This window comes from Streptomyces sp. TRM68416 (assembly GCF_014596915.1).
Lineage (GTDB): Bacteria > Actinomycetota > Actinomycetes > Streptomycetales > Streptomycetaceae > Streptomyces.
The window spans coordinates 47,044-60,198 of the sequence record NZ_JACVWU010000035.1; the positions used below are offsets into that span (position 1 = coordinate 47,044).

The window sequence follows — 13,155 nt, forward strand, 5'->3', positions numbered from 1 at the left end:
GGGGGTGACCTCTCGATCTACTTGGCGTTGGGGACGGCGAGCCGGGCGACGCCGTACAGGACGAGGAGCGTTCCGGCGATGACCGCGGGGAACGCCAGGTGGTTGCAGAGGGAGTCGACGTTCGTCCAGATCCACACGTTGATGCTGGTGCCGGGGGAGGTGCCCTCGGGCTTGGTGTAGTCGTACTGGCTCATGGCCCCGCCGGCGGCCGCGCAGACCGCCCCGGCCAGCACGAAGCCGAACGACGCGCGGCGCTGGCGCCGGTCGTGGCCGGTGGCGACGCGCTCCTGCACGACCGTGAGTTCGCCGGGGGCGAGGTCCAGTTCCTTCTGCGCGACCCAGTCGGCGGCGGCCCTGGCCTCGATCGACTCGGCGGCGTCGAAGTGGTGGCGCTGGGCGGCGGTGTGGCAGTCGGCCTCATCGCACAGCACCCGGCCGGTCATCGTCACCGACCCGTCCGGGTGCGCGGCGGTGTCGATGTCCGGCTCGGTGAGCTGGGCGTAGGCGCAGGTGGCGGCGGCCTTGCGGACACCCTCGCGGACCGCCGCCTCCAGCGCGGCGCGGCCGTCGGGCTCGGCGGCGAGCTGCTCGGCGCTCCAGCGCTGGCGTTCGGTGTGCACCGTGAACGACCGGTCTGTCGGCGGCACGGTGAGGGTCACGGGCACGTTCAGCGGCATGCGTCAGTCGCCCTTCCGGGTGGTGGCGGCCCGGGCGATCCGGGCGAGGTGGTCGAAGTCGGCGGCGGTGAGCGGGCCGCCGTCGGGGCGGACGTAGTCGAGGGTGAGGTGCGGGCGGCTCCGCATGCGGAACAGCTCAAGCTGCCCCGGGCACAGGGGAGTTGCCTGCGTCTCGCCGGGCATCAGGCGCTCAACTCATCGCACGAACGAAGGATTTGCAGATGGCGAGCCCCTAGCTTCTCGGCTGCCCAATCCCGGGCGGACTCTGCAGCAGACTCCTCGCCAGCATCACGCTGGTGGCGCGTAGCAGCGAGGGTGCAGGACTCGGACTCGCATAGCACGCGCGCCACGGCCGTGGCCCCGTCGGGGTGGTGGATGACGGCCAGGTCGACATCCATGAGTTCCGCGGAGATACACCCGGAGACGCGGGGCAGGTCCTCGCGGGCAGCATCCTGCAGCGCCACCATGGAGCGGGAGCCGAGTTCCTTGAGCTTGGCGTCATCCCAGCGAACACGGTGGATGTGGACTGTGTAGAAACTGCTCGGCTGTCCAGGGACAAGGATGAGCGGCACGTTCAGCGCCGGCGTCGCGGCGGGGGCGCTCATCGGCCGTGCTCCCGTCGGATCTGGCGGCTCAGGCGGCGGTAGACGATCCGCTGCGGCGTCATCCCCTCGACCACGTTCTTCGCCCGCCCGGAGTGCATCCGCATGAGGCCCACGCAGAACCAGGCCATGAACGCGGCGGCCGCCACGGCGGTGACGATCAGGAAGGTCGGCATCACGCGTTCCTCCCGCGGGCCAGCCGGTAGGTGTCCACGCCGGTCTCGCCGGCGCCGAACGTGTCCGCCCCCGGGTCGGCGGCCGCCGCTTCGGCGTCCAGTTCCGCGGCGACCTCCGCCTTCATCGCGTCGTAGCGCGCGGCGTCCTCGGCGTCGTGGTACTCGACGTGCACCCAGCGGGCGTGGTCGTAGCCCTCCTCGTCCCGCCACGGGAAGACGGCCCGCCACAGCGTGTTCCAGGCGTCCTGGAGGGCGTGGAGGCAGCGCAGCCGCGCGCGGCCGTCGTGGAAGCTGTCCGCGGCCAGCGCCTGGGACTGGTGGCGGACGGTGTGCTCCGCGCTGCGCAGGAGGGCGTCCAGCGCGGAGGCCGTCTTGTGGGTCTCGGTGCCGTAGTGCGCGTCCATCTGGGCGCGCAGGCGCGGCGCGAGGAAGGCGAGGACGGCCTCGCCGTCGGCGGCGGTGAGGTCCACGACGTGGAGCCGCGGCGGTTCGGGAGCGGATGACACAGGCGTTCGATTCCTCTCGTCTCGGCGGGCCGGTGCGCTGACGCGGCGTCATGTCCGGGTTGTCGCCTCGGATATGGCACGTTATCCGAGCCGAGATGCCGACGGCTACCGCATCACCCGAACGTGTCTAGATTTCTGGCCAGATTCTCCGGGGTGTAGACAGGGAGGGGCCGGAGGGGCAGACTCGGTGAGCAGACCCCGGAGAACGGGGTAAGAATTCGTCGGAAGGCTCGCATGAAGATCACCATTGAGGGCGCGAGCGAGGAATTCGCCCGGGAGGTGCTCAGCCTCGCCGCGCAGCAGGGCGCGAACCTGACCATCCGCACGGTCGAGACCGGGTGGACGGCGGAGCGCGCCGAGCGCTACCTCCGCTCCCTGCCCGCCGGCGCCCGGACCTTCGCCCGGCTCGTCGTGGTCGACGGCGACGGCCGCGCCGACGCCGACACCCTGCGCGCGGCCCTCGGCAAGCTCAACGGTCCCACCGTCGCCCTGTCCCGCGCGATGCCGCGCGGGGTGCGCGAGGGGTGGTGGCCGGAGGGCACCCCGGCCCCGATCGAGAAGGTGGACGACCCCGATCACCCGTCCTGGCAGAAGGCCGAGGCGTACGTGATGAGCCGGGACCTCGTGCCCATCTTCCGCTCGGCCTTCGCCCGCCTCGCCTCCACGCAGCAGGCCGCCCGGGCGGCGGGTCTGCACCTCAGCGGCGCGGGCAAGACGTCCATGTCCTGGGCGCCCGACCCGTCGATGCTCAAGGGCCACAACCTCGTTGACCTGGAAGGGGGTTCGCTCCCTGCCCCGGCCGACGACGACCAGAACGAGGAGGGCCAGCAGCCGTGACCACCCGCATCCCGCGCAACGCCAAGCGGGTCTTCTACGCCACTGAGAGCACGACCCGGACCAAGCCGGACGGGGAGGTCATCCGGTGCGCCGGGCGCGAGCAGCGCTCCACCACCTTCCGTGAGGCGCGGAAGTTCCTGGACGACCTCGGTGTCCCGGGCGGCGTCTCCGTGTGGACCGCGAGCAGCCAGCAGACCAACGCCTACGCCGACCGCCGCGCGGACGGCACGTGGGTGGCCCTGGACCGGCTGACCGGCAAGTGGGAGCCGCTGCCCGAGACCGCGAAGGAGGGGCAGGCATGAGCCCCCGCGTGATCCTGCTCGCGGTGCTGCCAGCCGGACTGCTCGGCATCGCCGCGGCGGCCGCCGTGTGGCTGCCCGGCGGCGATGACCTGTCCTGGACGCGCCTCCTGCTCGGGTGCGCGCTCTGGCTGGTCGTCCAGATCAGCGGCAGTGCCGTCCTGGGCTACCTCGTCGGGCGCCGCTGGGGGCTGGGATGACCTACGACATCACCCAAGACCCGGCGTACGTGTGCCTGCCCCGGGGCGAGTTCGAGTGGCTGCGGGCCTGCTACTGGTCGCCGATGACCGGCATGCGCGACGTCGCCGCGAACCTCCTGGCCGAGTGGGGCCACCGTGCCGAGGACCACCCGGAGGTGGTCGACGCGCTGGAGATCGAGCTGTCCGGCGCCCTGATCGAGACCGCGTCCGACGTGATGCGCGAGCACGGTCTTCCCGACCTGCGCGTGCAGCCGGAGGGGGCGCCGACGGAACCCGCCTGGAAGTGCCCCGACTGCGACACCAACAACGCCCGCCGGGCGGACGCCGACTGCCTCGTCTGCGGCCGTGCCCGCCCGGCCTCCCGGGTCCGCATCAACCTGCCTTCCCCCGCCAACTCCGTCCCGAAGGAGAGGACATGACGTTATCGACCGACGCTCTGACCACGGCAGACACGCTGTGGCAGCACCTCATCGAGCACCAGCCCGCCATCGCCGCCGCGCTCGCCATGCAGGTGCGCGCCCTGCCCGAGGACTGGTCCCAGCGCGTCCTCGGCGTTGCCCGGCCGCACGCCGCGCTGGAGCTGCCGCCCACCGGCGACGTGCCCATGGAGATCGAGCCGTACGACGCCGCCGACTGGGAGAACTGCCCGGCCTGTGGCGAACTCGACCGGCTGTGCCGCTACCACGAGGGCTACACCACCGGGTACGAGGCGCTGAACCAGCCGCTCACGGAGGCCGCCCGCGTCGACCCGAAGGTCACCGTCGCGGACGCCTTGCGGCGGCTGACCGAGGCGGAGGAGGCCGCCGAGCGCGGCGAACTGGCGGCCGCCGTGGAACGGATGACCGGAAGGCAGGGGTGACGGCGACCACGGGCTTCCTGTTGTGCCCGACGTCGGCACCTGCATGACCCGGAACGCGCTGCGGCCGGCCAACCGGCGCATGCCCGACGACTTCACCGCCGTGCACCACATCGAACCCACCCCGACAGGAGCCACCGTGTACCCGCCTCCCGCACCGAACGTCCGCTTCGCCTGCGTCACCGACCCGACCCGACGGCACGCCTACTTCCTCGCCACCGCCGAGGAGGACTTCGACCGCCTCGTGGCCGCGTACCAGCGCGAGGACGACCTCACCGTCACACCGTTCGAGACGGAGTTCGCCGACCCCACGATCGACCCCACGGTCTACAACGAGACTCGGGTGTGGATCTCCCACGCCCGGCAGGAGAACGACGGTCCGGTGATGGTGCAGGTCGGCTCGGTCGAGAACGGCCAGTGGGTCAACTGGAACCTCCCCGCCGTTCCGCGTCCGCCCGTCCCCGCCCTGCTCCGGGAGAGCGTCACGCAGGCGGCAACAGCCACTGCCCCCAACGACGCCCTCGCCCCCGAGAGGATCGCAGACGCCGTTGCCGTACTGCGCAAGGCGCAGGAAGGCGACCAGGACGCGCACCAGGACCTCGCCGCCTACTTCCCGGAGTACGAGGGGCTGGTGATGCAGACCGACCACGCCCGCTACCTCGAACTCGCCGCCCGCGCCGGTCTGGTGGCCACGCACCTCCTGCTCCTCCAGAGCGGCGGGAGGTGGCTGGCCTCGGTGGACACCTACACCGCCGACCTCGGCATGCCGCTCGCGTCCGTGGCCCTGGGGGACTACGCCAGCAGGAGCGAGGCGGTCCAGGAGACGGTGCGCGCCGCGACGGACAACGGATGGGCGCTCGCCCCCGAGCACGAGTGGTCCGACTTCGACTGCGGCGGCGGGGAGATCCACATCCCGATCCACGCGCGGCCGACGCACTGACCCTTCCCGCATCTGACCAGCGAAAGGACCGTATCCGATGCGTACCTGCACCCGCATCCAGCGCCGCCGCGACCGCGGCTGGCGCAAGCCTGAACGGTGCATGATCGTGGACCGCACCTCCGGCTTCGGCAACCCGTTCACCGTCGCGCAGCTCATGGACATCGGCTACAAGGAGCCGGAGGCCCGCGCGACGGCCGTCGCCGAGTTCCGTCCGTGGCTGCGCGGAAGCCGCGCCAACTGGACCGCCGACGAGAGCGACCGGCGCCGGGAGAAGATCCTCGCCCGGCTGCCGGAGCTGTCGGGCATGGACCTGGCCTGCCCGTGCGAGCCCGGCGAGCCGTGCCACGGCGACGTGCTGCTGGAGTGGGCCGCGCTCTCCCCGCTCGCCCTGGAGGTGCGCACTGCCTCGGCGCGCGCCCGGGTCGACCGGCAGCGCGTCTTCCACGGCCTGGAGCCGATGTACGACACCAACGACCTGACCGCCGTCCTCACACAGGACGTGCACCTCGACTGCCTGGTCGACTTCGACCCGGGCGACGGCGTCCCCCAGCGCTGCGACAACCGCACCTGGAACCACTACCTGAAGCGTCAGCGGCTGCACGAGGACGCGGTGACGGTCCGGCTGGTGGAGGTGTTCGCGTGAGCGCGCCCGAGGAGAGCCCCACTGACCGCGCCGCGCGCCTGTCCTTCGTCGCCCGGCCCGCCGACGGGGAGCCGGAGTGAGCGCGCCGGACGAACTCCCCCGGCTGGAGCGGGCGGAGACGCACGCGAAGACCGTGCACCGGATCTACGGCGACCGCCGGGCCGCCCCGCCGGCGCGGGAGCTGCTGCTGGCCGTGGCGTACGCCCTCTTCGTCGCCCCGGGCGACCCCGGGCGCGTGCTGAACACCGCCGCCCGGGCCTTGGGCCGGAGCACAGCGACCGGACGCCCCCGGTTCGACGCCCTGGTCGCCGACGACGCGCCCCGCTACGAGCCGCCCCGTACGGCGGCCGACTGGGGCCCCGGGCAGGCGCCGGGCTGCGAGGCGCCGCGCCTGCGGCCGTACGTCTACCGGCCGCGCCGAACCGCCACAAGCGGGGACGCGGCGGCCGCGGTGCCGCTGCGGCCACTGCCCGAGCCGGTCGTGCACGTCGACCCGGGCTACGTCCCTCCGGTCGACGTCCGCAACGAGCGGCAGATCTGCGGCGCCGACTCCCACCACAAGGTGCTGGAGCTGGACCCGCGAACCGGCTGGGTGCTCCCGCACTGGTTCTGCAAGCGGCACGTCGACCACGCCGAACGCGTCGCCGAGCAGGTCCGCGAGCAGAACGCCGCGGCGCCCGAGCCGATCCCGAACCGCGGCGGTCTACTGCCGTCGTACTTCAAGGCGCCGTGGGAGGACGTCTACCGGCACTACGCCCCGGCGAGCTGGAAGCCGCCCACGTACGGCCTCTCCGCCGACGACTGGCCCGACCCGGGCAACCCGCCCCCGGCCCGCTCCCCGCGCCGCCTGCGGGCCGTGTAGCGCGGTTTATCTGGCCAGATAGACCACATTTCAGGGCCGGGACTCCCCCGGCCCGCACGAGAAGGAGATCCATGGGTACCTACGAGACCGACCTTGCCGCCGCGAAGCGCTCGCGCACGGCGTGGGGCTGCACGTGCGGAGCCGACAACCCGGCGACGTACGACGCCTGCCACGACTGCGGCTGCCCGTCGTGGACCTGCGCGGCCTGCGGCACCGTCAACCCCTCCGCCCGCAGCAACTGCAACGAGTGCGACGGCACGATGCCCGCCGAGCTGCTGGGCGACCGCGAGGAGGGGTTCGAGATGACCTACGAGGAGTGGATCGCCACCCAGATCGGCCCCCGCGTCGTCGGCGGCCGGTACAACCACGGCGACGCCGCGAGCGCGTACGAGGTCCTCGCGATCGAGCGCGGCCCGCGCCCGCTCGGCACCTGGCCCGTGTGGGACATCACCGTCCGGTTCGACCAGGACGGCCGGAAGACGACGCACTGCACCGGCTGGGACGCCCGCCGCGACACCGTGGTGGCACAGCCGCCTGCGGGCGAGAAGGGTGCCCCCCTGCCGTAGGCGCTGGACCTGGTGCACCACGGCGGTGAGGAACACGACGACGCGGGCCCCGGCTCCCCCTCGAAAGGGGACCGCCGGGGCCCGCGGGTTATCTGGCCAGATAGACCACCTGTGTCAGCCGGACTCCTCCGGCGCGAACTTCTCCTTGCAGTCGCCGCACATGATGTTGCGGCGCTCCAGCGTCTTCGGGGACACCCGGATGACGGCGGGCGGCTCGCACTGGCAGACCGCCTTGACGTAGTTGCGGTCCTCCTTCTCCTTCTTCCCGGTCGGCGCCTCGCCGTCCCCGCCGGCGTCTGCGGTGTCCGCATCGTCGGTGGTCCCGCCCTTGCTCCCGCCGCCGCCTCGGGTCCGGGTAGCGAAGATGTCGGGGGTGCGGGTGGCGCGCATCGCCTTGTCGAGTGCGGCGATCTCCTTGGCGTACGTCTTCGCCGCCTCGTCCCCCAGCTCCGTACCGGCGAACCCGTACTTCTTCTTCCACTTCTCGCTGACGTCGGGGCGCTGGACGAGCCCCATGGCCTCGGCCGTCTTCCGGAACTCCTTGTTGTGATACTGGCTCGCGGAGCAGTCGTTGACGCCGCGCGCCTCGTTGGCCGCGTGGACGGCCTCGTGCACGAGGTAGCCGAAGACCTTGGGGGCGCCGTCGGCAAGCGACTCGGCGGTGACGAACACCTCGTGGTGGCGCTCGTCGCCCTCGCGCAGCTTCCACCGGCGGGGCGCGAAGTGCGCCAGCTCGACCGCGCTCACGCGGCCGCCGGTGGCCATGCTGATGACCGCCTCGGGGACATCCGGGTGGCGGGCGCGGATCGCGCCCCAGGCGTCCACCAGGGCGGAGGTGACTCCGGCGGCAATCTTGGCGACCGTGACCTCGGCGGGCAGGTCGGGCACGACCTCCAGAGACGGGGCGGGCGCGGGCTCGGGGATGACGGCGACGGCTTCGGTAGACATGGCTCCACCCTAGCCAAAACTCACCTCTTAAGAGGTGAGTTTCTGGGGTGAGTTGGCGGCACACTGCCCCAACTCGGGTCCACTGGGCGGCTGGCCGAGCCGTCACCAGGGGGCGGATAGGGGTGCGTCAACAGACTCCCTGGATCGGTCCCTCCTTGCAGTGACCGGCCGCGCGGTGCCGCCCGCCGGCGCCCGCGGTGGCGCACAGTGGGGCGGTGCGATCACGCCCGCTGGCCTCCCTGCTCCTGGCCCTGCTGAGCGTCACGGGCTGCACCACGGTGACGCCCGGCGCCCCTCCGGCGAACGACCGCCCGCAGGGCGCGCGGGGCCCGGCCGCTCCCGACCGGCCGCAATCGCCTTCACCCCTCCTGCCGGTTGCCCCTCCCTCCGGGGAATCCGCTCTGGTGCGAACCGGGCCCGACCGGCCGCGCAGCAAGCCCAGGCACGCTCGGGACCACGCTCCCGAGCGGCACATCGACGCTCCCCCGCAGCGGCCCCGCGCCGAGGCTCCCCCGCAGCGGCCCGCACCCCGCGTCCGCCCGGCCGTGCCGCAGCGCCCCGCGCAGCCCCGCACACAGCCCCGACCGAAGGCGCAGCGCCCGGCCCCGAAGACGCCGCCGGCCCGACCGCAGCCGCAGCCGCAGCAGATGCGCGATCTATGCCGCCAGGCGGACGGAGTTGCGTCCTCCGAGATCGTGGATCTGTGCCGTCAGACCTGGGGGTAGGCGTGCACACGGGCCTGCCACCCCGATGGCGCCAAGACGAAAGCCCCAAGAAGCGCTGATCAGCTGAGGCTGGTGCCGCAGCCTCGCATGGGTCCACCGCGCAGGCGGTCGAGACCCAACGCCTATCAACCCCAGGGTTGACGGGGACCTGGCTAGGCCCGTCCACCAGCGCCTGCAGATGCTCGGCCTCCCGGGCGCGATACTCCGTCGCGCTGATCTCCGTTGCAGAGAAGTCGTGATGCTCCTGCTCGCGGAGCTGCGGCGCCTCGCGGTACAGGTCCTCCAGGATGCCCGGCACCAGCGACTGCGGCAGTCCCGCGCGCGGTCCCTCGACCTTCCGCAGCCCCGTGGCCGTCATCGCGTCGAACCGCACCGACCAGGCCCAGTACGTCACCGGGTTCGCCTCGTCAGTCATCGGCGTGCCTCCAGGCGCTGGGAACGGTGATGGGCATCCGGTGGCCGATCTGATGCTCTCCCTTGGTGCATCCGCCGAAGGGGCCGCTGGAGCCGCGCAGTTCGCGCACGCAGGGGTCCAGGTGGTCGCGGTGCCAGACGCTGGGGCCGGTGTATCCGCAGGTGGCGGGGTCGGTGAGTTCCTGCCAGGCCAGCCAGCATGCGTGGAGGCGGGCGACGGCGACGGGGTGCTCGAACCAGAGGTGGCACCAGCGGGCATCGGCCGACGGCTCGGCGAGGTAGCCGGGCACGAGGACGCCCTCGACCCATTCGATCAGGGCCCTCAGCTCGTCGTCGTACTGCGGCGGGTCGAGCAGCAGGATGAACGGCGGGTACTGCCACTCGTCCTCGGCGGCGGTCTCCCCGCCGGCCGTCTCCTCCTCGTCGGCCAGGGCCTCGCCCGGCTCTCCCTCCTCTCCCGCGGTGAGCTGGTTGACCAGGGTCTTCAGGCTGGCGACCTGGGCCTTGAGGTCTTCGATGTCCTGGAACATGCCGACGGGCACGTCCAGCTCCGGGATGTCCTCGGCATCATCGGCCACTGCGCGTCGCCTTCCGCAGCTCGTAGGCGCCCACGGCGCGCTTGGTGATGGCGGCCTCCTCCTCGCGCATCTGCGGCCCGATGTGCGCCATCGCCTTCTCCGCGTACCAGGGGCGCAGGCTGATCTGCGCGACCGGCATGCCGGTGGACATCAGCAGGGCCGTGCCCTTGCGCATGGCGCGGATCTCGGCGGGGTCGAGGACCTGCTCGCGCTGCTCGCTCCAGCTCCGGCTGCCGCCGTCCTTGCTCTTGGAGTAGGAGCCGCGCTCGACGTAGTGCGCGCCGGTCAGGCTGCTGATGTCCTGGGCGAACTTGGCGTCGTCGATCCCGACACCGATGACCTTCTTCGTGGCTGCGCTCCACATGGCGTCCATGCCGACCTCGCCCCACGCCTTCACGCCCTGGCGGTAGCTCTGGAGGATCACGAACGGCGTGATGCCGCGCGATCCCAGGTGGCTGTAGAGGTCGGGCAGGTCGGCGATCTTGCAGATGTTGGCGGCCTCGTCGAGGACGGCGCGCATCGGCTCGGGCAGGCGGCCGCCATGGCGCTCGCCTGCCTCGGCGGCGGCGGTGAACACCGCGTCGGCGACCGCGGCGACCAGGGCGCTCGACGGGCCGCCCTTCTTGCTCAGCAGGTAGAGCGTGTCCGTGCTGGTGGCGAAGGCCTCGGGGTCGAAGCGCATCCGGTGCTTGTCCGGGGTGACCCACGCAAGGACCTTCTCGTCGCGCAGCGCGGACATGGCCGTACGCGCGTTCTGGTAGATCCCCGATTGGGTCTCCTCGGCAATGTTGATGGAGGAGTCGACCTGTTCGGCGAGCACCGGTTCGTGCTGGTAGAGCACGCGCAGCGGGGCCTTCTCCTTCGGGTCGGACAGCCAGCGCATCACCTCGCGGACGGTGGCGCCCTCCCACCACGCGGCCCGGTAGAGGCCGGTGAGGAGGTCTCCGGCCGCCTGGCTCCAGAACGGATCGGCCTGCTCGCTGGTGATCTGGTTGACGAAGTGGGAGGCCAGCCGCTCGGCGCCCTCCAGCGTCTCGGCCTGCGCGACCAGGTCGATCCACACGTCCCGCTCGGCCTGCGCGACGCCCTGGGTGTCGAACAGGAAGGTCTGCCCGACCTTCGCGCGGGAGCCGACCGTGGCGGCGTAGACGTCCGCCTTGTTGCTGGTCATCAGCAGGGCGCCGGGCGCTTCCTCCGCCACCGGGATGGCGAGGCTGGTCGACTTGCCTGCGCGGGGCGCCATGATGGCGACGTAGGTGTCCTCGTCGGAGCCGCGCAGCTCGATGCCGGACGGCATGTGGTCGCCGAGCAGGACGCCCCGGTCGCGGGCCGGGAGTTCCTTGGGCTTGGTGCCCTTCAAGGAGGCCCGCAGCCGGGTGGCGGTGCGGGCCGCGTGCTTCGGCGTCAGCTCGCGAACCTGGTGCAGCGTGGCCAGGCTGGAGGGGTTCCGGAACCAGCGAAACGCCCAGCGCAGGCCCCACACGAGGAACACGAGGACGGCCAGGTCCGCGACGGTGGCGCCGACGACGGACGCGGTCTGCGAGTGCGGCCACGCCGTCGACCAGTCGGTGGCCATCTGGAAGGCCCCCACCAGGGAGGTGGGGAACGGGGCGGCCTCGTCCCCGGTCACGACCGCGCCGGCGGCCGCACCGGCCCAGGTCGCCGCGGACAGCGTCACGGCGCCGCCGAGCAGGATGCCCCCGGCCGCCCATGCCCGGTCGTTGTCCGTCATCATCGGCTTCCGCCTCCCGTAGCGGTCATCCGGCGGCGGTTGTGGTCCGTGCGGTACAGCCGCAGCTCCGTGGCCGTCAGCTCCAGCGCGGCCGCGATCCCGGGCCGGGTGCCAATCTTGATCAGGTACTTGCCGCGGCCCGGGTGGCGGGCGCTCTCCTCCTCCACGGGCGCGGCGGTATCGGCGTCGTCGTAGGTCGGGTCGATGTCGAGCCCGGTACTGGTCGCCGACGACCACGAGCCGATCATCATGCGCTCCTGCTCGGTGAGGGACCGCTTGCCGGTCACCCGGCCCAGCTCCTCCTCCGAGGACGCGCCGATCACCCAGGTGTCGCACCGGTCCATCAGGCCGCGCGCCTTGGCCCGGTCCTGCTCGGTCGGCAGCGCCTCGACGTCCAGCAGGGAGTGGGTGACGTAGATCGTCACGTCGTTGGTGGTCCGGTTCAGGCGGCTGATGGCGTCCATGGCGTCCACCAGACCGGGGCCGGAACGCAGGGCCCGCCACATCTCGTCCATCGGCAGCACCAGCGAGCGGTCCATCAGGCCGATGCTGCGGGCGGAGTCGATCGCACTGTAGGTGTACGCCCACGTCGCGATCATGCCTGCGCTGACCACGTCGTTGCCGCGGGCCCGCAGGGCGGAGATGTCTACCGAGACCGCCGGGGCGGCGATGTCCAGGGGGGTTGTCGTGGGCCCGTCGAAAAGCCCCTTGAGCGGACCTCCGATCAAATTATCGAGCCCGGCGATCACCGACCTGGTCAGGTCCTGGTACCGCTCGCCGTCCGCGGCGAGCTTGCTGCGCAGCTCCTCGGGCGCCGCCCGCAGCACCCGCACGACGTCGGCGACCACCGGGTCACTGCCCGACTCCTGGGCGGCGGAGGCGACCTGCACGGCCGTGTCCAGCGCCGAGCGTTCGATCTCGTCGGGGGACCGGCCCAGTCCGTGCTTGGTCGACAGCAGCGCGACCAGCGTCTCCAGGCGCCGGCCGTTGAGGACGTCCAGCAGCGCCTCGCGCCGCTTGGCCGTCAGCGACTGCACGCGCCCCTTCAGCGGGCCGGAGTCCAGCGGGTTCAGGCGGCCGATGCCGTCACCGATCCGCACCACCGACCCGCCGAGCTCACGGATCATCTCGGAGTACTCGCCCTTGACGTCGCCGGGCACGCACGTCATGAACCCGTACGCCGTGTAGACCATGCACACCCGTTTGACCAGCGCTGATTTTCCCGCGCCCGGCTGGGACATGACCCACACGCCCGGGTTGGTCGTCAGCTTGCCGGTCCAGCCGCTGGGGTCGATACACACCAGCTCGCCGGTCAGCAGATCCCTGCCGACGGGCACGCCGCGCGGCGGCAGGCCGCTGCCGAGGAGGAAGGGGTAGATGCCGCCGGCCTGGCTGGTCGGCCCGGTGTAGACGGTGCCGGTGTCCTCGACCGGCGCGCGGCCGCCGAAGCGGCCGCCCCAGCCCAGCCGCGGGGCGTAGCGCTCCTTCAGCTTCTTCTGGGCCCGCCGCTCCTCACGCGTCGGGCCCTGCTCGACCTGCTTGACCACGCGCTTGGGCGTGGTCACCGGCACCGGTTTGGGCTTGCGTGCCATCG

Annotated in this window: 18 protein-coding genes; 9 read left to right on the forward strand and 9 right to left on the reverse strand. The window is 72.2% G+C overall.

The window, feature by feature from the left end; genetic code table 11:
• Positions 1-17 precede the first annotated feature (17 nt).
• Genes ICC28_RS36950 through ICC28_RS36970 form a run of 5 tightly spaced genes read right to left on the reverse strand, consistent with a single transcriptional unit; the run spans position 18 to position 1,961 of the window.
• Positions 18-677 (reverse strand): hypothetical protein, encoded by a 660-nt coding sequence (locus ICC28_RS36950; RefSeq protein ID WP_188293224.1) that lies wholly within the window; start codon positions 675-677, stop codon positions 18-20.
• Between the two features lie 3 nt (positions 678-680).
• The gene (locus tag ICC28_RS36955) at positions 681-860 is read right to left on the reverse strand and encodes a hypothetical protein (protein ID WP_188293225.1); all 180 of its coding nucleotides are present in this window, start codon (positions 858-860) and stop codon (positions 681-683) included.
• Positions 860-1,282, reverse strand: coding sequence for a hypothetical protein (locus tag ICC28_RS36960; RefSeq protein ID WP_188293226.1), 423 nt, complete (start codon positions 1,280-1,282; stop codon positions 860-862). Before ICC28_RS36960 ends, ICC28_RS36955 begins: the two co-directional genes overlap by 1 nt.
• The gene (locus tag ICC28_RS36965) at positions 1,279-1,455 is read right to left on the reverse strand and encodes a hypothetical protein (protein WP_188293227.1); all 177 of its coding nucleotides are present in this window, start codon (positions 1,453-1,455) and stop codon (positions 1,279-1,281) included. The genes ICC28_RS36960 and ICC28_RS36965 overlap by 4 nt, the downstream gene beginning before the upstream one ends.
• Positions 1,455-1,961: a hypothetical protein gene (locus ICC28_RS36970; RefSeq protein WP_188293228.1), complete on the reverse strand. Its 507-nt coding sequence runs from the start codon at positions 1,959-1,961 to the stop codon at positions 1,455-1,457. Before ICC28_RS36970 ends, ICC28_RS36965 begins: the two co-directional genes overlap by 1 nt.
• A 234-nt stretch (positions 1,962-2,195) precedes the next feature.
• On the opposite strand from ICC28_RS36970, the gene ICC28_RS36975 reads away from it, so the two are divergent.
• From ICC28_RS36975 to ICC28_RS37015, 9 genes are all read left to right on the forward strand, one after another.
• Positions 2,196-2,798: a hypothetical protein gene (locus ICC28_RS36975; protein WP_223190492.1), complete on the forward strand. Its 603-nt coding sequence runs from the start codon at positions 2,196-2,198 to the stop codon at positions 2,796-2,798.
• A complete protein-coding gene (locus ICC28_RS36980; RefSeq protein ID WP_188293229.1) occupies positions 2,795-3,100 on the forward strand; it encodes a hypothetical protein in 306 nt (101 codons plus the stop codon). The genes ICC28_RS36975 and ICC28_RS36980 overlap by 4 nt, the downstream gene beginning before the upstream one ends.
• The gene (locus ICC28_RS36985) at positions 3,097-3,297 is read left to right on the forward strand and encodes a hypothetical protein (protein WP_188293230.1); all 201 of its coding nucleotides are present in this window, start codon (positions 3,097-3,099) and stop codon (positions 3,295-3,297) included. The genes ICC28_RS36980 and ICC28_RS36985 overlap by 4 nt, the downstream gene beginning before the upstream one ends.
• Entirely contained in the window at positions 3,294-3,716 is a 423-nt protein-coding gene (locus tag ICC28_RS36990) for a hypothetical protein (RefSeq protein ID WP_188293231.1), read from the forward strand. The genes ICC28_RS36985 and ICC28_RS36990 overlap by 4 nt, the downstream gene beginning before the upstream one ends.
• Positions 3,713-4,156: a hypothetical protein gene (locus tag ICC28_RS36995; protein ID WP_188293232.1), complete on the forward strand. Its 444-nt coding sequence runs from the start codon at positions 3,713-3,715 to the stop codon at positions 4,154-4,156. The genes ICC28_RS36990 and ICC28_RS36995 overlap by 4 nt, the downstream gene beginning before the upstream one ends.
• Positions 4,157-4,199: 43 nt before the next feature.
• Positions 4,200-5,093 (forward strand): hypothetical protein, encoded by an 894-nt coding sequence (locus ICC28_RS37000; RefSeq protein WP_188293233.1) that lies wholly within the window; start codon positions 4,200-4,202, stop codon positions 5,091-5,093.
• A 37-nt stretch (positions 5,094-5,130) separates the two neighbouring features.
• Positions 5,131-5,736: a DUF4326 domain-containing protein gene (locus ICC28_RS40925; protein WP_223190494.1), complete on the forward strand. Its 606-nt coding sequence runs from the start codon at positions 5,131-5,133 to the stop codon at positions 5,734-5,736.
• Between the two features lie 76 nt (positions 5,737-5,812).
• Entirely contained in the window at positions 5,813-6,598 is a 786-nt protein-coding gene (locus ICC28_RS37010; protein ID WP_188293234.1) for a hypothetical protein, read from the forward strand.
• A 71-nt stretch (positions 6,599-6,669) separates the two neighbouring features.
• Positions 6,670-7,164 (forward strand): hypothetical protein, encoded by a 495-nt coding sequence (locus tag ICC28_RS37015; protein WP_188293235.1) that lies wholly within the window; start codon positions 6,670-6,672, stop codon positions 7,162-7,164.
• Positions 7,165-7,278: 114 nt separating this feature from the next.
• On the opposite strand, the gene ICC28_RS37020 is transcribed toward ICC28_RS37015, so the two are convergent.
• The 4 genes from ICC28_RS37020 to ICC28_RS37035 all read right to left on the reverse strand — a co-directional run bounded on the left by ICC28_RS37020 (position 7,279) and on the right by ICC28_RS37035 (position 13,153).
• Entirely contained in the window at positions 7,279-8,112 is an 834-nt protein-coding gene (locus ICC28_RS37020; protein ID WP_188293236.1) for a hypothetical protein, read from the reverse strand.
• Positions 8,113-9,244: 1,132 nt separating this feature from the next.
• On the reverse strand, positions 9,245-9,829 hold the full coding sequence (locus ICC28_RS37025; protein ID WP_317454163.1) for a DUF4913 domain-containing protein: 585 nt from the start codon (positions 9,827-9,829) through the stop codon (positions 9,245-9,247).
• The gene (locus ICC28_RS37030) at positions 9,819-11,564 is read right to left on the reverse strand and encodes a type IV secretory system conjugative DNA transfer family protein (protein WP_188293237.1); all 1,746 of its coding nucleotides are present in this window, start codon (positions 11,562-11,564) and stop codon (positions 9,819-9,821) included. The genes ICC28_RS37025 and ICC28_RS37030 overlap by 11 nt, the downstream gene beginning before the upstream one ends.
• The gene (locus ICC28_RS37035; RefSeq protein WP_188293238.1) at positions 11,561-13,153 is read right to left on the reverse strand and encodes an ATP-binding protein; all 1,593 of its coding nucleotides are present in this window, start codon (positions 13,151-13,153) and stop codon (positions 11,561-11,563) included. The genes ICC28_RS37030 and ICC28_RS37035 overlap by 4 nt, the downstream gene beginning before the upstream one ends.
• Between the last annotated feature and the right edge of the window lie 2 nt (positions 13,154-13,155).